Source organism: Actinopolymorpha sp. B17G11 (genome assembly GCF_040196095.1).
Taxonomy (GTDB): Bacteria; Actinomycetota; Actinomycetes; order Propionibacteriales; family Actinopolymorphaceae; genus Thermasporomyces.
Genome location: NZ_JBEFTW010000002.1, coordinates 271,882 through 288,643, shown reverse-complemented (window position 1 = coordinate 288,643; position 16,762 = coordinate 271,882). Strand labels below are relative to the sequence as shown.

Sequence of the window (16,762 nt, the reverse complement as noted above, 5' to 3'; positions counted from 1 at the left end):
TCCTCCCGTACGAAGGCGTACGACGGTGGTCTTGTGGCGAAAGGGATCAGAGCTGGAGACCGTCATCTTTGTCAGGTCCGGCTCCGGCGAAGGCGCACCGGCCAATCGGCGCAGCGCTCAGGTGTCTCGAATCGGCAGGGCGCCCGCGTCCTGGAAATCAAGGGAGCTCAGGCGTCTGCGGACCGCCCCAGATCTGCGGCGTTCGACTTACTGACAGGCGGAGCTGGCCTGTAGCCGAAGGTCGACGTACAGGCGTACCCAGAGCAGGATGCGAACGTTCATCGCCTTCTCGAACATCCCTTGTGCATCCACTTATTCCGGCGGAGCTGTCTCACTCCGGACAGCACGTCCGTGGGGAACCGGCGGGGTCAGCGCAGGTCGAGGCCGAGGTCCAGCGCGGGAGCGGAATGGGTCAGCGCCCCGACGGCGAGAAAGTCGACACCGGTCCCGGCATAGGCGCGCGCCTCGTCGAGCACGAGCCCGCCCGAAGCCTCCAACCGCGTCCCAGGTGCCGACGCACGAGTGCGCCGGACCGCCTCCGCGCACTGCTCGACCGTGAAATTGTCCAGCAGGACGAACTCCGCCGCGGCTGCCAACGCCTCGTCCAACTCCGAAAGCGAACCCACCTCGACCTCGCACGGAAGATCGGGCACCTCTGCACGCACCGCAGCGAGCGCCGCGGCCACACCGCCGGCAGCTAGGACATGGTTGTCCTTGATGAGGACCGCGTCCCCCAGCCCCAACCGGTGGTTGGCCCCGCCACCGCAACGGACGGCGTACTTCTCCAACATCCGCAGCCCGGGCAGGGTTTTCCGCGTGTCGCGGATCGTGCATCCGGTACCCGCGACCGCAGCGACCCACGCGGCCGACGTGGTGGCGACACCGGACAGGTGGCAGACCAGGTTGAGCGCAGTGCGTTCGGCGGTGAGGAGGCCCCGTACCGGCGCGCGCACCACCAGCGCCGGTTGGTGTGGCGCGAGCACCGCACCGTCGGCCTCGCGCGCCAGCACCTCCACCTCCCCCGGCATCAGCAGGTCGAACACCACCAGCGCCACCGCGCCGCCGGCAAGGACGCCTTGACACCGGGGCGTCATCTCTGCCCGGACGAGCACCTGCTCGGGTGTCGTCGCCACCGTCGTCGCGTCCGGGCCGTACCGGAGGTCCTCTGTCAAGCCGGTCTTGACGACCCTCAGGACGTCATCGGCGTCGAGCCCGGACACGGCCAGCGCAGCGGCCACGCCTGGCGAAAGCGTGTCCAGCGAACGCTCCGCCCAGGCCCCCACCCGGACCTCCGCCGACCCGTCCGTCACCACTGTGCCCCGCGTCATGCCACACCATCCAATGCCAATGTCCTGGCCGGGACGAGCTGACCCTCAGCGTCGAGGCGTACAGCCAGACTGACCCGCCAACGTTCGTCGTCAGTGTCGGTGAAGTCGTGGCGCACGTGGCAACCACGCGACTCGTGGCGCTCCTGCGCGGCGACGATGACCGCGCGCGCCGCCAGGGCGAGGGCGGCGTCCTCGACCCCCTCACGCGTATCCACCAGAGTCGTCGTACCGGTCGCGTCGAGCGCCTCTTCCGCCACCGCCAGCCCGCAGGCGTCCCGCCCGATCGCGACGTGTCGGCTCATGACCCGCTGCAGGGTGGAACGCCGGGCGACCGAAAGCACCGGCAACGGCTCCTCGACCATCTGGTCCACGTCCGCGAGTGCGCCCGTCGCCAGGTCGGACACCGCCGCCCGGGCGGCGCGGGTGCCCACGACCAAACCCTCCAGCAGGCTGTTGGAGGCCAGCCGGTTGGCGCCGTGCAGGCCGGTGCGCGCGACCTCGCCAGCGGCGTAGAGACCGGTCACCTCCGTGCGCCCGTCGACCGTCGTCACGACGCCACCGCACCCGAAGTGCGCCGCCGGGGCGACCGGGATCGGCTCCACGGACGGGTCGATCGACGCCGCCGTGCAGGCGGCGTAGACCGTCGGGAACCGCGCTCGGAACGCCGCCGCCGAGAGGTGCGTGGCGTCGAGATACACGTGGTCGTCCACACCGCCCGGCGCCTCCGCGAGCCGCCGGATGATCGCCGCCGACACGACGTCTCGTGGTGCCAGGTCACCCAACGGATGGACGCCCGCCATCACCGCCGCGCCGGACGCGTCCACCAGGACCGCACCCTCGCCGCGGACCGCCTCCGTCACCAGTGGCCGCCGGCCGGTCGAACCCCGTCCGGTGTAGAGCACCGTCGGATGGAACTGCACGAACTCCATGTCCGCCACGGACGCACCCGCCCGCAACGCCAACGCGATCCCGTCGGCGGTCGCGACGTCGGGGTTCGTCGTCGACTGGTACAGCTGGCCGAGCCCGCCGGTGGCGAGCAGGACAGCGGGTGCGCGCACGACGCCCGCCACACCGTCGGCGCCGAGCAGGAGTACACCGGCCGCCGCCCCTTCGGGAGTACGCAGGACCTGGACGGCGACCTGGCTCTCGAGCACTGTCAACGCGCGCTTGCGTACACCGGTCAGCAGGGCCCGCTGCACTTCGGCGCCGGTCGCGTCACCACCGGCATGGACCACGCGGTAGGCGGTGTGGCCGCCCTCCCGGGTGCGTGCGAGCAGTCCCGACGCGGCGTCGACGTCGAACGCCGCGCCGTACCGCCGCAACGACGCCACGGCCGCCGGACCGTCCCCGATGATGGCCGCGACCGCGTCGGCGTCGCACAGACCCACACCGGCCCGCAGCGTGTCGTCCACGTGCCGGTCGACAGTGTCGCCCTCGTCGTGCTCGTCGGCGCGGACGACGGCGACCCCGCCCTGCGCCCAGCGGCTGTTTCCCTCGTGGGCGTACGTCTTGGTGACCACGAGAGTTCGCAGACCGAGTCGGGACGCCTCGAGTGCGGCGGTGAGCCCGGCCACGCCGGAACCGATCACCACCACGTCTGCGGATGCTTCCCAGCGGCTCCTCATTCGCCGCCGCCGGGTTGGCCGATCTCCACCATCCGCTGCACGGCGCCGCGGGCACGCTCGGCCAGGACCGGATCGACGTGGACCTCGTCGACGCCCTCGCGCAGCGAACGCAGCAACGCGGCCGGGGTGATCATCTTCATGTATTTGCAGGACGCGCGGTCGTTGACCGCCTGGAAGTCCGTACCCGGTGCGGCCTTGCGGAGTTGGTGCAGCATTCCGACCTCGGTGGCGACCAGCACGGATCGCGACCGGGTCTCGCGGGCCGCGTCGAGCATCCCACCGGTGGACAGGATCTTCACCCGGTCGGGCGGCACCGCACCCTCGCCCGCGAGGTAGAGCGCAGAGGTCGCGCAACCACACTCGGGGTGGATGAACAGCTCGGCGTCAGGGTGCGCGGCCGCCCGCTCGGTGAGTTCCGAGCCGTTGATGCCCGCGTGGACGTGACACTCGCCCGCCCAGACGTGGAGGTTCTCCCGCCCGGTCTCACGCTTGACGTGAGCGCCCAGGAACATGTCAGGCAGGAACAGCACCTCGCGGTCGGCGGGGATCGACGCGACGACCTCGACCGCGTTGGACGACGTGCAGCAGATGTCGGTCTCCGCCTTCACCTCCGCGGTCGTGTTGACGTACGACACGACGACGGCGCCTGGGTGCTCGGCCTTCCACGACCGCAACTGGTCGGCGGTGATCGAGTCGGCCAGGGAGCACCCGGCCCGCGCGTCCGGGATCAGGACGGTCTTGTCCGGACTCAGGATCTTCGCGGTCTCGGCCATGAAGTGGACGCCACAGAAGACGATGGTCGACGCGTCACTGGCGGCGGCGATGCGGCTCAACGCGAGCGAGTCACCGGTGTGGTCGGCAATGTCCTGGATCGCAGGAACCTGGTAGTTGTGCGCCAGGAGGACGGCGTCGCGCTCGGTGGCGAGCCGGCGTACCTCCTCCTGCCATGCCTGGTCCGGCTCCACTCCGTCGTAGGCGCCGGTCCCGCTCTCTGACATGTCGCTCTCAGATGATTCGGTGTCCGAGCGGGGCTCCGCTGAGGTGACAGCGGTCATGGGCCCTCCCTGCACTTCTCCTCTGGGGCTTTCCCTTTGGGGCTTTCGACTTTCCGGTTTTCGCCTTTGAATCGAAAACTTCTAGAGATACTATCACCGCGTGAACAAACTGGGGCATGAGGTGCTTGCGGCAGTGCTCCAGGTCCGGTCCCGGTCACCCGACCAGCTGTCCCTCGAGGTGCTGCTGTGGCAGCGGGCGCGCGAGCCGCAGGCCGGTCGATGGTCGCTTCCGGGCGGACGGCTCCAGGCCGACGAGGACATCGAGAGATCCGTACGCCGGCAGCTGGCCGAAAAGGTCGATGTGCGGCAACTGTCCCATGTCGAACAGCTCGCGACGTTCAGTGCACCCGACCGGGTACCCGGCCCTCGCGTCATCGCCACCGCGTTCCTCGGCCTCGTCGCGAGCGACAACGACCCGGAGCTGCCTGATGACACACAGTGGCATCGAGTCGATGCGCTCCCCCGCACGGCGTTCGACCACGAGGCGATCATCCTCCGCGCGCGCGACCGACTCCGCTCCAAGCTCTCCTACACCAACCTGGGATTCGCCTTGGCGCCGCCGACGTTCACCATCTCCGAGCTGCGCGAGCTCTACTCCGCCGCCCTCGGACACCGGGTCTCCGCGACCAACCTGCAGCGGGTCCTCTCCCGACGTGGGCAGCTCACGACGACCGGCGAAACGGCCTCGCCCGGACCGTCGGGCGGGCGGCCGGCGGCGTTGTTCCGCTTCACCTGCCGCGACATCCAGGTGACCGATCCGGTCGCCGTGCTGCGTCCACCGAGCGGGCGCCGGTAGCTGCCACCGGACCAGGAGCCTGCCGGCTCAGGGCGTTTCCTTTGCCAGCGCGAACAGGTGGTCGAGAACCTTGCCCGTACGCAGCCCGTCGTGTTCGTAGCTGTTGGTGATCCACGGTGTCACGCGTCGTACGGAGGCGGCGGTCGCGAGGGAGAACTCCCGGGCGACGTAGAGGTCGTCGAAGTAGACCGCGGCGAAGACCGGTACGTCGTTGGCGCCGAGCCGGTCGACGTCGTAGAGCGCCGGCCAGTCGTCCTTGTCCGCCAGCACGTGCGCGACCTCGCGTAGCGGCACGAGCGCGGGGTCCTCGTCGAACAGGAACGGGTAGATCATCTCGCCGGTGAACAGGAACGGCGTGTCGGGATCGAGGGCGAACTCCGGCCGCAGTGCATAGACCCGTTCGGCAGACCACGCCGACGCCGCACGCTGGGTGTAGCACGCTTCGTGCAGGACGGCGTACAACGGACCGGAGGCGAAGCTCGCTCCCTGCCCGACGGCCGCCAGGAACGTGTCGGAGAGGTCAGGTCCCGCCACCCCGTCGACCCACGCCTCCTCGAGCAGGTAGTGCAACGCGTCGAAGTCGTTCCGCATACCCAGGCGCATGCCGACACCCTGGAAGCGGCGCGGGCTCAGCCGCTCGCCGGTCGGCAGGCGTACGTCGTGGTCGCGGATATGGTCGACGATGCGGGCGCACAGGTCGCGGTCGTCTGGGTGGCGGGCGAAGTACGCGGTGTTCTTCTCGACCGCGCGCGAGTAGGTGACCTGGTAGATCTCGTCCGGCGTCGCCGAAAGCGGCGGAAGCCCACCGGTGACGAAGACCTCGCGCAACCCCTCCGGTGCGTACGACAGATAGGACAGCGCGCAGAAGCCACCGAAGCTCTGACCGAGGGCCGTCCACGGTTCGTCACCCTGGAGCGCACGGCGCAGGAGTTCGGCGTCGCGGACGATCGCATCAGCGCGGAAATGGCTGAGGTAGTCCGCCTGGTCCGCCGGCGTCCCCCGCCGCGGCAGAGTCTGCCGGTTGGCCGGCGTGGACAGTCCAGTGCCGCGCTGGTCCAGCAACACGACGCGGTAGTCCTTCAACGCCCGCTCGAGCCACCCCGCACGGCTGACCGGGCGCGGCCCCTTCCCACCCGGACCGCCCTGGAGGAACACGAGACGCGGAAGCGACTCGGCATTGGGCTGAGTGGTGTCGACGACTTCGCGCGCATAGACCTGGATCTGTTCCCCGCCGGGGCGGTCATGGTCGAGCGGCACGTCGATCACGTACTCCGTGCACTCGAGGCCGCGCTGGCGATAGGACCGCGTGGTATGCATGTCATCTCCCTCGCTGAGGTCGCCGTTCACCAGAACTTGGTGCCGTCGAGCATCTCCCGGGTCGAGTCCGCGTGCCCACAGTGGTGGGCCGTCTCCTCGATGAGATGGAGAAGCACCCACCGGAGGTCGAGGCCGGGTATCGGTTCCCGACCACCGAGGCATGGAGCGTCGAGACTCGGTGCGCCACGGACGGTCGCGTCGGTGCGGATGGCCCGCTCCTCGTACGCAGCGACAACCTCCGCCAGCGTGTGGTCTGCCGTCGGCACGAACTCCTCCTCCGACCGGGACACCTCCTGGCAGAGATAGCGACCGTCGATCCAGCGCCACTCGACATGGGTGAGGTGGTTGAGCACACCTGTGACGGGGATGAGCTTGCCAGCGGGCGTCCAGCGCGCTTGTTCCTCCGTCAATCCCTCGGCGGTCTTGAGCACCTTGGCACGCTCCCCGCGCAAGAACCCGAGCAGCACCTCGCGCTCGCCGGAGCGGGGATCAGGGTCAAGGGTCAGGTTGCTCATCGGCGGCCTCCCGGTTCTCGGCTCAGGCCACGGCCTCTCCCGGCGAGTGTCGCCGGGCGGCGTGTCCTGCGCTCCGGTTATATCTCCCGACTCCCCCAGCGCTCCACCGGCCCGCGCGCCTGCCGGCGACGTGCGTACGGAAAAGATCCGCTCCGCGTGTCGTCAACAGGCGGTCCCGTCCGCTTTGATGTCCGACATGACTCTTCGGTGGGAGCCACTGGGTCCGGCGCGCGGCCGGGTGGTGCTCCTGCACGGCGAGATGTCACACGCGGCGACCTGGTGGCGGATCGGACCGGCGCTCGCCGGGCTCGGCTGGGACGTCACCGCGCTCGACCTCCCCGGCCACGGCAAGCGACCACTCGTCAACCGGCCGTTGCACATGCCGGCCATCGTCCAGGGAACCTCCGAACGGTTCCCCGGCAAGGTCGACGTCCTCGTCGGCCACGGGCTCGGCGCCATCGTCGCGCTCGTGCTGGCCAGCCGGTACGTCGATCTCACCGAGGCGCTGGTGCTGGAGGAGCCGCCGGGCGCCCGGACCGAGGACCGCGAAGCGTTGGCCGACTCGATCGCCACGGACTCCGCGCTCGTCCACTCCGGCCGCGACCAGCTCATGCGGCGGCTGCGCCTCGCCAACCCACGCTGGTCACCCGAAGACGTCGAACACGCCGTCGCCGGCATGGCCGCGGCCGATGTTCCTGCGATCCTCGCCGGGTTTCGCGCACCCCGCCCGTGGGACCTGCCGACGTTGGTCGCGACTCTGCGCGCCCAGGCACTCGTGTTGGCCGCACCGGACGAACCCGACCCGCTCGGCAGTGGTCGGCTGAGCGCGCTGCGCGGTATCGATCGGCTCGCCGTCGAACGCGCCCTCCCCACCGAACGCTTCACGGTCCTGCCCGGCGGCCATCACCTTCACCGCGATGTGCCCGACCTGTGGGTCAAGACGTTCAGGGAGTTCGTCGACACCGTGCACCCGCTCCGTGACACGCCCTGAGCCGCAATCTCGAAGCGCCGCAGGCTTTCTGGTCGGTATCCCGCTCACCTCGGGCGAGCTTGCGGCGCTCGTTGCTAGTACAGCGAGGTCGACAGGTCACTGACGATCGCTTCGACCGTTTCCTCGGGTGTCTGACCACTCGAGTCGAGCCAGAGACCTCGACGAGGCGTTTCCTGGAGGGCGCGTTGCATCGAGGCGACCGCCGCTTCGAGAGTCATGCCAGGCTTCTGCCAGTCTCGGTAGGAGTTCTTGCCCCTTCCGATCTCGCGCTCCACGATGGCGTCGACCGAAGGGTTGAGGACGACCAGGTGACGCTCGGCGTTCCTGATCGAGTCCATCCACCTGTGCACCTCGGCACCCAGGATGATGTCGGTGTAGACGAAGTCGAACCCCGAATCGACGTAGTGCTGTGCCACGAGCGCCGCCGCGTCGTACCGCAGCCCCACCTGGCGGACTGCTTCAGGGTGCCGCGCTGGTGTCATGTCCACGTTGCCCGCGACGACCATCCGATAGAAGACATCGCCGTCGAACGCGGCCGCGAGAGGCCCGAGGCCGGCAGCGAGCAATGGCCCGATCGTCGTCTTTCCCGCCGCCTGCATCCCGGTCACCATCACGACTTTTCCCACGGTGACGAGCCTGCCACACACCAGCTGCCCGATCGTGAGCGTGGTTTGGGCGCTGACCTCGTGACCGACCCAGCGTTGTCAGCTCACCGCGCTGTGTGCCCGGGCGCGCAGCGCCGTGAGCGCCGCCGGCCTGCCCACCTCACTCAAGCTCCTCTCCAGGCCACCAACCCGACCATCGGCGAAGCCGAGCGCGACTGCGCGACGGAACCATCCGACAACGACCTCATAGGCCGCGCCCTCGGGTATCAACCGGCCGTGCCGATCGCGGAACTCGGGCGCGACCGCCTCGTGGGCGAGCGCGCTGAGGTCGTCGAGCGTGCACGATCCACGGAGCATGACCGCGCACGCGATCTCGCCCACCCGGATCTCGAAGGGGGTCGTGCCGAGCCACGCGACCGCCGACACCTCCCAGAACCGTCCCGGTGCTTCCCGTAGTGCCTGGCACCGGGCGGACGGTCGGAGCTGGTCGCGACGCTTGGTGAGCAGCCGGTGTTCACGCAGGAGTTCGTGCAGTTCGAGCAGCGGCGCCAGGTCGGCCTCCCTCGTCGCCCGGAACGGCGGCGGGCTCCATCCGAAACGCTCGTCGGCGGCCTTGACGATCGACGGCGGCAGATAGCCGCGTTGGGTGAGGCGTACGCCTTGTCCGATCTGGTCCAGGAGCCACACCAGAGGTGCCGGCTCCCCCTCGGGCACCGGCAGCGGTTCCCGTAGGAGTGGCTCGATCTCCCCAAGGATCACGCAGCGGGCCGGTGTGCCCGTCGTGCTCCACCGCTCACGGCGAAAGCCGTGGATCACATCGACGGGACGCTGCGCGTCGAACAACCGGGTCGGCGTGGTGAGCCACCGGTCGGTCAGGGCCTGCTGCCGCTGGCGCCAACCGGCCGTTCCCGGAACATAGTCGCCGGCCACCACGGCAGCCTCGAGGACACGCCTCAGCTCGTCGTGGGCGTGCGTCTCCGGTCCGTTGTGCCTGGATCCCCACACGAGCAGATCGGTGTCGGGCGGCATGGTGCCGGTCTTTACATACGCCGCCTCGGCCGCGCGGGCACCGTCATCGCCCGAGCGGGCATGGGCGGCGAGGATCTCCCGGGTCTCATCCGATCGGGCCAGGACGGCGAGCGTCGGTCGCCCAGCCAGATCGAGGACCTGCGCAGTCGCCTCGGCCACCTGCGGCCACTGGGCGGGGGAAACCGTCCACCTGGTGGGGAGGTCGAGCCAGAGCAGCCGTTGGACCTCTGCCTGCCCAAGCTCACTGAACTCCATCGCGTCGCCGACCAGCCACTCGACCACCAGGCGGGCATGGCCCGCCAGCTCCGCTGGCACGCGCGCCAAAAGCAAGTCGTGCCGACCCATGACCTGAGTGCGCTCCCTTCTCGTCCGGATGACGTACGACGCTCACCAAGGATCACACAGAGCCCCATGGACCCGTCCAATCCCGGTACGCCGCGACGTGATCGGTCGTCACGACAAGGCCCGGTTGTGGAAAAAGCTCACCAAGCCGACCGGAAAAGGCGCACCATCAAAGACATGCGAACTCAACGGGGGGAGTTGCGCGACCCGGCCGCCGCGCTGGCGGGCATCGCCCGGCGTCACCGGCTTCGCGCCGGCATGGTCATCATCGGTCTCGTCGAACTTCCCGACACGATCCAACATCTCCTCGACACGGCCGTGCTCGCCCTGACAGACAGAACCACGGACGAGATCCGACACTGCGCGGCGGCCGTCCGCGACACGGCCGAGCGGCTGTTCGGCCCGCGGGTCAGTGTCGGCCCGCCAAGGCATTCGTTCCTGACGGTGATCGTCCGGAGCGGGCCGCTCGAGATCACCGCCGCCGACCGCCGATGGCTCGAGGGATGGCGTCAGTCCGGGCACGACGTACCAGCCTTCGACGGTCAGGTGATCCTGCTCACCGAGCAGGGGTGGCGCACCGCTGACGACAGGCAGCGTGGCTATCACCCGACCCTCGCCGTCGGCTGACCAGGAGCGGCGCAGGCGTCGACGCTCGCCTCGTACGGCCGCGGACCGCCGTTGGATCACACACTGCGCGGCTGACCGGACTTGCCACGATGTGAGCAAGGGCCTGCGGAGAGGAACCGTGACGCCTAAGATCACCACGGTCCTCGTCCGGGGAGACAGCCATGGCCGATCGCTACAACCCGCCACCGAACTGGCCACGCCCACCCGCTGACTGGACCCCTCCACCCGGCTGGAAACCCGACCCGTCCTGGGGTCCTCCGCCGTACGGATGGCAGCTGTGGATCGACGACTCCCCACCCCGCGCCACGTTCGGCCGACGACCGCTCGGCGTCGCCCTCGGGTTCGTCGTGGGCGTCACCATCCTGCTGGCTTACGTCTTCGTCTTCTCCGCACCCGGCGAGACGAGCGTCGTCACTCTCGATCCGGATGACCAGCCGGCTCGGCGCACGCCGAAGGCTGACCGCGACGCCGATCGTGGTCCCGTGCCCACCGCGCGCCAGGCGCCGGCGCCCTACTCCGCCGAGCCGCACCCTCCTGCGACCTCACCGAAGGAGCCACACCGGGACTCCTCGGCGGGCCTGTCGACGCCCTCGGAGCCGTCCGATTCCGGAAACGACTCGCGCCACGACCGGTCTCGGAACTGGCCACACGACGTCGACCCGTGGTTCGTGAACTGCCGGCAGGCCAGGGAGAGCGGCTACGGGCCGTACTACTTCGGCCGGGACATCGAGTACTTCTGGTACCACGACCGGGACCGCGACGGCGTGGTGTGCGAGTGACGGCGTAGCCCGAGCGTGAGCCCCGCAAGGAAAACCCACTGCGGGCGTACGGATGGGACTGGCAGGATCGGCCGGCGTGATAGGCGCTCCCCCGCCGCCGGACTTCTCCCGCGGTGACTACGGCGATCGACTGGGCGACGTCGGGTTCTGGGCGCCGTACGTACGGGAGGTACTCCGCCGCCACGGCCATGCGGACGGTGATCTGCAGGCCGGTTTCGTCGGTACCTATCCGACGTTTCTCGCCGGGCCGGTCGTGGTGAAGCTGTTCGGCTGTTTCCGAACCTGGCGCGCCGACCACGACGCCGAGCTGGCCGTGCAGCAACTCCTGAGAGGGCACCCGAACATCGCCGCTCCGGCGCTGGTCGCCCACGGCCAGCTCTACGACCACGCCGACCCCTGGCCGTACCTCGTCACCACCCGGCTCGCCGGCATCGCCTGGCGCGACCTTCGCCCGTCGGCCGTCACCGGAACCAAGCTGGCCGGGACGGTCGGCGAGATCATCCGGCAGGTTCACGACCTGCGGGTACCCGAGGCGGCTGGTCTCCAACGGGACTGGCTCGGCGACCACCGGCCCGGCACCGCCGAGCGGCAGCGCGCATGGGGCACGCTCCCGGAGCACCTGATCGACCAGATCCCCGACTTTCTCTCTGCACCGTCGCCCCACCGCCGGCTGGTCCACGCCGACCTGACCGAGGACCACCTCTTCGTCGACGGCGGCCAACTGGTCGGCATCATCGACTGGGGCGACGCCTTCGTCACCGACCCCTACTACGAACTGCCAGCCCTCCACCTCGGTGCGTTCGGAGGCGACAAGAGACTCCTCGGCGCCTTCCTGGCGGGCTACGGGTGGCCGGTCGACGACGCCTTCTGCCGCCGGGCCATGAGTGTGGCGCTCATGCACCGGTTCGACGTGCTCCCCGGCGTGAGGGACATCGCACGAGGGCGCGACGTCGCGACGCTCGACGACCTCGCCGTCCTCCTGTGGGACGTCAGCGCGGACCCTGGGTAGGACCCAGAGGGCGCCCGGACCGATGAGTTTCCGGCTCTGGACGCGTCTACGTCACAGGACGTACCCACGAGGAACGGAGAGACGATGGCCGCCAAGGCGCCGACGACCGACCTGGATGCGAGATTCAGCAGCGAGGATGCGACGCCGACCGGGTGGGCGGAGGCATGCGGGCAGTTGGAGACGGCGGGCGTGTACTGGCTGACGACGGTACGCCCGGACGGACGCCCCCACGTCACGCCCCTGATCGGGCTCTGGTTGGACGACGCGTTGTACTTTTGCACCGGCTCGGAGGAACGCAAGGCGAAGAACCTCGCCAGCAACCCGCACTGCATCCTCACGACCGGCCGCAACGACCTCGACGAGGGCTGCGACATCGTGGTGGAAGGCGACGCCCGTACTGTCGAGGACAAGGCTCGGCTGGACCGGATCGCCACCGGCTACGAGTCGAAGTACCGGCACCACTTCACCGCGCCGGACGGAACGTTCCACGGCCTCGCCGACGCGATCCGGCGCGGCGACGCGCTCATCTACGAAGTGGCGCCCTCGAAGGCCTTCGGGTTCGCCAAGGGTCGGCCGTTCAGCCAGACCCGCTGGCGCTTCTGAGGGCGTTCCCCTTCACCTGGTCTCGAACTCGGCCCGTACGCCGAGCAGCCGGACCGCCCTGCCCGGTTCGAACTTCGCCAACGCGGCGAGCGCCCCCGCCTCGATGTCGGCGGCGTCACTCGTCGGCGCCGCCAGGGTGACGCTTCGCGTGTGGGTCTGGAACGGTGCCCATCGGACCTTGACGGCGACCCGCGCGGCCGGTCGGCCCTCGGCGACCACGTCGTCGGCGACCCGGTGCGCGAGCGTCACGACCTCCGTGCGTACGGCCGCCCAGTCGGTGAGGTTGGTCTGGAACGTCGTCTCCCGGCTTCGCGACCGCGGGACGTACGGCGTCCCGACGACGGGTGACCTGTCCTCGCCCCGGGCGATCCGGCGGTACCACGGGCCCATGGTCGGCCCGAGCCGCCCCGCCAGCACGGCCGCGTCCGTCCCGGCGAGCTCGGCGACGGTGTGGGCACCGAGGTCGGCGAGCTTGCGGGCCGTCTTCCGGCCGATCCCCCACAGGGCGTCGGTCGGGCGTTCGGCCATGACCTGCCACCAGTTGGCCTCGGCGAGTCGGAAGACGCCGGCGGGCTTGGCGAAACCCGTCGCCAGCTTGGCGCGCAGCTTGTTGTCGCCGATACCGACCGAGCACGCGAGCTGGGTGTTCGTGCGTACGGCGTCGGCGATCTCGGCGGCCATCGCCTCCGGGTCAGGAGTGTGCACCTCGAGGAACGCCTCGTCCCAGCCCATGACCTCGACGACGGCCGGGAACTCCCGCAGGGTGTCCATGACCTTCTCCGACGCCGCGTCATAGGCCGGCGGGTCCGACGGGAGGAACACCGCGTCGGGGCACCTTCGCGCCGCCGTACGCAACGGGATGCCCGACTGGACGCCGAACTCGCGGGCTTCGTACGACGCCGTAGCCACCACGCCGCGCTGGGTCGGGTCACCGGCCCCGCCGACGACGACCGGCCGCCCGGCGAGCTCCGGCCGGCGGAGCACCTCGACCGCCGCGATGAACTGGTCGAGGTCGACGTGAAGAACCCACCGTGGCGCCACCACGCCTGTCAGTCTGCCCGATCCGGCCGGGCACCGAGGCCGGCCGTCAGCGAAGGGCTGGTTCGGCCGCCTCGACCGGGCTCCTGGATCTCCGGTGCCGCGCGCCGCGCCTCGGCTCTCCCGGAGCCAGCAGCGTCGCCATCACGCTCATGCCGGCCACACCGGTCACCATGACGACGGCCATGGGTACGGCGCTGCCCGTACCGGCCAGGCCGATGACCGGGCCGGCGATGCCTCCCACCACGAACTGGGTCATTCCGACAAGTGCCGCTGCGGTCCCCGCCGACTCGGGATGGCGGTTCAGCGCGAGGGCACCGGAGTTCGGCAGGACCAGACCCAGGCTCGTCATCACGACCAGCAGGGGTGCGGCCAGGCCGATGATCCCGAACGCCCCTGTCGCCGTCGTGAACAGCATCGCGATCGCCCCGGCCGCTGTGATCGGCAGGACGGTACGCAGGATCACGAACGGCGGCACCCTGAGGACGAGCCGTGCGTTCAGCTGGCTCGCGCAGACCAACCCGACCCCGTTGAGGCCGAAGAGCAGGCCGAACGTCTGCGGCGAGACACCGTAGACCTCCTGGTAGGCGAAGGAGGACCCGGAGACATAGCCGAAGATCGCGAGGAACCCGAACGCCGAGATCGCGCCATATCCCAGGTAGCGCCGGTCGGACGAGACCCGTCGGTAACCGCGCAGGGTGCCGAGGATGCCGCCGCGCTGGCGGCGTTCGCTCGGGAGCGTCTCGCTGACGAACGCCACCACGACGAAGGTCATGATCCCGCCGAAGCCGGCGAGTGCCCAGAACAGCCCGCGCCACCCGGTGAGACCGAGGATCTGGCCGCCGAAGGTGGGCGCGAGTACGGGCGCGACGCCGATGACGAGCATCAGCCGGCTGAGGACCCTGGCGATCATCGGACCTTCCACCAGGTCACGGACGAGCGCCTGTGCGAGGACCATGCCCGCCGACCCGGCGAAGCCCTGCAGGAACCGGCCGGCCAGGAGGACCTCGATCGTGGGAGCAAGTGCGCACAGCACGGAGGCGGCCGTGAAGCCGATCATGCCCGCGATGAGCGGGCGCCTGCGCCCCACGGCGTCAGACAGTGGTCCGAGGAACGCCTGGCCCGAGGCGAGACCGACCAGGCAGGCGGTCAGGGTGAGCTGGACCATCGCCTCGCTGGTGTGCAGCGCACGGGTCAGCTCCGGAAAAGCCGGGAGGTACAGGTCGATCGACAGCGGCCCGATCGCCGTGATCGAGCCGAGGAGGAGAACCAACAACGGCATCCGGGCAGGTCTTTCTCGCAGCGTTGGGTCGACAGCGCCGACGGTGGTGCGCACAGGTGGTCTCCGAAGCTCTGGCATCGCGCGCACGGATGGTCGCGACGGATGCCTGACATATGTGTGCCGTGGTACGGCAAGGGCGTGACGATGGTGCTGGAACGGGAGGCAACGCCGCCCGAGGTCGTCTCAGAAGGAGGAAAGGTGGGCGACACTGCCCACAAAGCTTCAGCTCTTCTCTTACTCCGGCCATTCCGCTTTGTCGAAGTGACTCAGGTCACTTTGGACACGGTCGTTCCGGACCCAGCTCACTCTGGACGGCTCGAGGTCGCACTCTTCAGCCTGTCGGCGCTTCCGGTTAACCTGCCCGCAACGCCATCGTTCTTCGCGATCCGGCTTCTCGCAACAGCCACGCGACTCGAGCCGCGCGGGGCGCGGTGCCTGCCGATCGCGCTGTCAAGGCAGGCTTGTCACCGCGGACACGGCATCCGGGATGGGCGTGTCGCCGCTGGTGAGCTCGAGGACCAGACCCGCGGTCGCGGGCGCCTCCAGCAACGCCATCAGGACGGCGGCCACGTCCTCGCGAGGAACCTGGCCGCGTTCCACGTGTGGGGCGAGGCGTACCCGCCCGGTGCCGGGTGCGTCCGTGAGCCCGCCCGGACGCAGGATCGTCCTGTCGAGGTCGCGCGTCCGCAGGTCCTCCTCCGCGGCGAGTTTCGCCTTCAGGTAGGCGACGAACACCTCGCCCATCTCCGGCGGCGCCGCACCGTCGCGGACCTGCTCCACTCCCATGGACGACACCTGGAGGATTCGTCGTACGCCGGCTTGTTCGGCGGCCTCGGCCAGGAGCACCGCGGCGGCCCTGTCCACCGTGTCCTTGCGGGCGGCGCCACTACCAGGGCCGGCACCGGCCGCGAAGACGGCGGCGTCGGCACCGGCAAGCACGTCACTCACCGCTTCGACGGTCGCCTGCTCCAGGTCGAGCACGATCGGAGCGACTCCGTGCGCGCGAAGGTCCGGTCCGTGCTCAGGATTGCGGACGATGCCGATGAGGTCGTCACCGCGATCAGCGAGCATCCGGCCCAGGCGCAAGCCGACCTTGCCATGGGCCCCAGCAATGACCACGCGCACTGTTGTTCCCCATTTCCCCACGCCTGCGTTCCCGGTTCTCCAGACAGCCCACAGTTTCACCGCGACACGCAAGAGGATCTTGTCGAACACACGTTCTACCCACTGCTACAGTGAGCGCCGCACCCGACAAACCTATGGCAGGACATCAAGGAGCGCTGATGGTGGATGTGACCAAGCAGGACGAAGCCGCGGCGGTGGCGGCTGCGGAGACCGCGGACGATCGAGGCGACAGCTCGCTCGACGTCGCGTCCAGCCCCGGTTCCGCTAGTGGCGGGAGCGACGCGGCTCCGGCGGCAGATGCGTCCGAAGCTGCCGATCTGGCGGGGGCGCGACCCAGGCGTGGGAGGCCTCGCACGGGCGCTGGAGCGAAGCCGCAGGGTGTCGAACTCGTCCTCACCGTGACCGGAACCGCGGAAGCCACCGACTGGCAGGCCGAGGTCACCCATGGCGGCAAGCGGGTGGTGAAGGCTTTGCCGGTGCCGGCAACGGCGGTCGTCGCCGCCGCCAAGGACCTCCACCCCGACATCGCCGAGGCGATCGAGTCGGTGCTGAGCGCCGCCCGGGACCGGCAGCGTTCCCGGGTCGAGCAGTTGCAGGCGGAGCTGGAAGCAGCCCAGCGCGCTCTCGCCGATCTCCAGGCTGAGTAGCACCTCCGACGTGGTCGGACCCGGGCCGGACTGAAGCGCCGACCCGGGC

General features: G+C 69.8%; 17 protein-coding genes. 7 read left to right on the top strand and 10 right to left on the bottom strand.

The window, feature by feature from the left end; all coding sequences use genetic code 11:
* Positions 1-368: 368 nt before the first annotated feature.
* Genes nadC through nadA form a run of 3 tightly spaced genes read right to left on the bottom strand, consistent with a single transcriptional unit; the run spans position 369 to position 3,951 of the window.
* Positions 369-1,328 carry a carboxylating nicotinate-nucleotide diphosphorylase gene (gene nadC / locus ABN028_RS03660; RefSeq protein WP_349695616.1) on the bottom strand — a complete coding sequence of 320 codons (960 nt, stop codon included), beginning with the start codon at positions 1,326-1,328 and terminating at the stop codon, positions 369-371.
* Positions 1,325-2,923 carry an L-aspartate oxidase gene (locus tag ABN028_RS03655; RefSeq protein WP_349695615.1) on the bottom strand — a complete coding sequence of 533 codons (1,599 nt, stop codon included), beginning with the start codon at positions 2,921-2,923 and terminating at the stop codon, positions 1,325-1,327. The genes nadC and ABN028_RS03655 overlap by 4 nt, the downstream gene beginning before the upstream one ends.
* Before the next feature lie 26 nt (positions 2,924-2,949).
* Positions 2,950-3,951 carry a quinolinate synthase NadA gene (nadA, locus tag ABN028_RS03650; RefSeq protein ID WP_349695697.1) on the bottom strand — a complete coding sequence of 334 codons (1,002 nt, stop codon included), beginning with the start codon at positions 3,949-3,951 and terminating at the stop codon, positions 2,950-2,952.
* A gap of 157 nt (positions 3,952-4,108) precedes the next feature.
* Here nadA and ABN028_RS03645 point away from each other — a divergent pair, with 157 nt between their 5' ends.
* Positions 4,109-4,804, top strand: a complete 696-nt coding sequence (locus tag ABN028_RS03645) for an NUDIX hydrolase (RefSeq protein WP_349326519.1) — start codon at positions 4,109-4,111, stop codon at positions 4,802-4,804.
* Between the two features lie 27 nt (positions 4,805-4,831).
* Here the strand turns inward: ABN028_RS03645 and ABN028_RS03640 are convergent, their stop codons facing one another.
* Together ABN028_RS03640 and ABN028_RS03635 are read right to left on the bottom strand one after the other, a co-directional pair.
* Positions 4,832-6,121 carry an alpha/beta fold hydrolase gene (locus tag ABN028_RS03640; protein WP_349695614.1) on the bottom strand — a complete coding sequence of 430 codons (1,290 nt, stop codon included), beginning with the start codon at positions 6,119-6,121 and terminating at the stop codon, positions 4,832-4,834.
* A 26-nt stretch (positions 6,122-6,147) separates the two neighbouring features.
* Entirely contained in the window at positions 6,148-6,636 is a 489-nt protein-coding gene (locus ABN028_RS03635) for a DinB family protein (protein WP_349326515.1), read from the bottom strand.
* Positions 6,637-6,832: 196 nt separating this feature from the next.
* Here ABN028_RS03635 and ABN028_RS03630 point away from each other — a divergent pair, with 196 nt between their 5' ends.
* A complete protein-coding gene (locus ABN028_RS03630) occupies positions 6,833-7,627 on the top strand; it encodes an alpha/beta fold hydrolase (protein WP_349326514.1) in 795 nt (264 codons plus the stop codon).
* Between the two features lie 74 nt (positions 7,628-7,701).
* Here ABN028_RS03630 and ABN028_RS03625 read toward each other — a convergent pair whose 3' ends face one another.
* Positions 7,702-8,253, bottom strand: a complete 552-nt coding sequence (locus ABN028_RS03625; protein WP_349695613.1) for a phosphotransferase-like protein — start codon at positions 8,251-8,253, stop codon at positions 7,702-7,704.
* 78 nt (positions 8,254-8,331) lie between these two features.
* Positions 8,332-9,606 (bottom strand): hypothetical protein, encoded by a 1,275-nt coding sequence (locus tag ABN028_RS03620; protein ID WP_349695612.1) that lies wholly within the window; start codon positions 9,604-9,606, stop codon positions 8,332-8,334.
* Positions 9,607-9,780: 174 nt separating this feature from the next.
* Between ABN028_RS03620 and ABN028_RS03615 the strand changes: the two genes are divergently transcribed.
* From ABN028_RS03615 to ABN028_RS03600, 4 genes are all read left to right on the top strand, one after another.
* A complete protein-coding gene (locus ABN028_RS03615) occupies positions 9,781-10,230 on the top strand; it encodes a hypothetical protein (RefSeq protein WP_349695611.1) in 450 nt (149 codons plus the stop codon).
* Between the two features lie 161 nt (positions 10,231-10,391).
* Positions 10,392-11,009, top strand: coding sequence for an excalibur calcium-binding domain-containing protein (locus ABN028_RS03610; RefSeq protein WP_349695610.1), 618 nt, complete (start codon positions 10,392-10,394; stop codon positions 11,007-11,009).
* 76 nt (positions 11,010-11,085) lie between these two features.
* Positions 11,086-12,018 carry a phosphotransferase family protein gene (locus ABN028_RS03605; protein WP_349695609.1) on the top strand — a complete coding sequence of 311 codons (933 nt, stop codon included), beginning with the start codon at positions 11,086-11,088 and terminating at the stop codon, positions 12,016-12,018.
* Between the two features lie 84 nt (positions 12,019-12,102).
* Positions 12,103-12,621: a pyridoxamine 5'-phosphate oxidase family protein gene (locus ABN028_RS03600; protein WP_349695608.1), complete on the top strand. Its 519-nt coding sequence runs from the start codon at positions 12,103-12,105 to the stop codon at positions 12,619-12,621.
* 12 nt (positions 12,622-12,633) lie between these two features.
* Here ABN028_RS03600 and ABN028_RS03595 read toward each other — a convergent pair whose 3' ends face one another.
* The 3 genes from ABN028_RS03595 to ABN028_RS03585 form a co-directional block, all read right to left on the bottom strand.
* Positions 12,634-13,665, bottom strand: a complete 1,032-nt coding sequence (locus ABN028_RS03595) for a DNA polymerase IV (RefSeq protein WP_349695607.1) — start codon at positions 13,663-13,665, stop codon at positions 12,634-12,636.
* 43 nt (positions 13,666-13,708) lie between these two features.
* Complete coding sequence (locus ABN028_RS03590; RefSeq protein ID WP_349326502.1) at positions 13,709-14,995, bottom strand: multidrug effflux MFS transporter; 1,287 nt, start codon at positions 14,993-14,995, stop codon at positions 13,709-13,711.
* A gap of 396 nt (positions 14,996-15,391) precedes the next feature.
* The gene (locus tag ABN028_RS03585) at positions 15,392-16,060 is read right to left on the bottom strand and encodes an NAD(P)H-binding protein (protein ID WP_349695606.1); all 669 of its coding nucleotides are present in this window, start codon (positions 16,058-16,060) and stop codon (positions 15,392-15,394) included.
* A gap of 164 nt (positions 16,061-16,224) precedes the next feature.
* Between ABN028_RS03585 and ABN028_RS03580 the strand changes: the two genes are divergently transcribed.
* Positions 16,225-16,713, top strand: a complete 489-nt coding sequence (locus ABN028_RS03580; RefSeq protein ID WP_349695605.1) for a DUF6319 family protein — start codon at positions 16,225-16,227, stop codon at positions 16,711-16,713.
* The last annotated feature ends 49 nt before the right edge of the window (positions 16,714-16,762 follow it).

What these genes read in the sequence shown, in the direction of transcription:
- nadC (WP_349695616.1), bottom strand. Translation starts at nt 1,328, where the DNA reads ATGACGCGGGGCACAGTGGTGACGGACGGGTCGGCGGAGGTCCGGGTG.
- nadA (WP_349695697.1), bottom strand. Translation starts at nt 3,951, where the DNA reads ATGTCAGAGAGCGGGACCGGCGCCTACGACGGAGTGGAGCCGGACCAG.
- ABN028_RS03640 (WP_349695614.1), bottom strand. Translation starts at nt 6,121, where the DNA reads ATGCATACCACGCGGTCCTATCGCCAGCGCGGCCTCGAGTGCACGGAG.
- ABN028_RS03635 (WP_349326515.1), bottom strand. Translation starts at nt 6,636, where the DNA reads ATGAGCAACCTGACCCTTGACCCTGATCCCCGCTCCGGCGAGCGCGAG.
- ABN028_RS03630 (WP_349326514.1), top strand. Translation starts at nt 6,833, where the DNA reads ATGACTCTTCGGTGGGAGCCACTGGGTCCGGCGCGCGGCCGGGTGGTG.
- ABN028_RS03620 (WP_349695612.1), bottom strand. Translation starts at nt 9,606, where the DNA reads ATGGGTCGGCACGACTTGCTTTTGGCGCGCGTGCCAGCGGAGCTGGCG.
- ABN028_RS03615 (WP_349695611.1), top strand. Translation starts at nt 9,781, where the DNA reads ATGCGAACTCAACGGGGGGAGTTGCGCGACCCGGCCGCCGCGCTGGCG.
- ABN028_RS03610 (WP_349695610.1), top strand. Translation starts at nt 10,392, where the DNA reads ATGGCCGATCGCTACAACCCGCCACCGAACTGGCCACGCCCACCCGCT.
- ABN028_RS03600 (WP_349695608.1), top strand. Translation starts at nt 12,103, where the DNA reads ATGGCCGCCAAGGCGCCGACGACCGACCTGGATGCGAGATTCAGCAGC.
- ABN028_RS03580 (WP_349695605.1), top strand. Translation starts at nt 16,225, where the DNA reads ATGGTGGATGTGACCAAGCAGGACGAAGCCGCGGCGGTGGCGGCTGCG.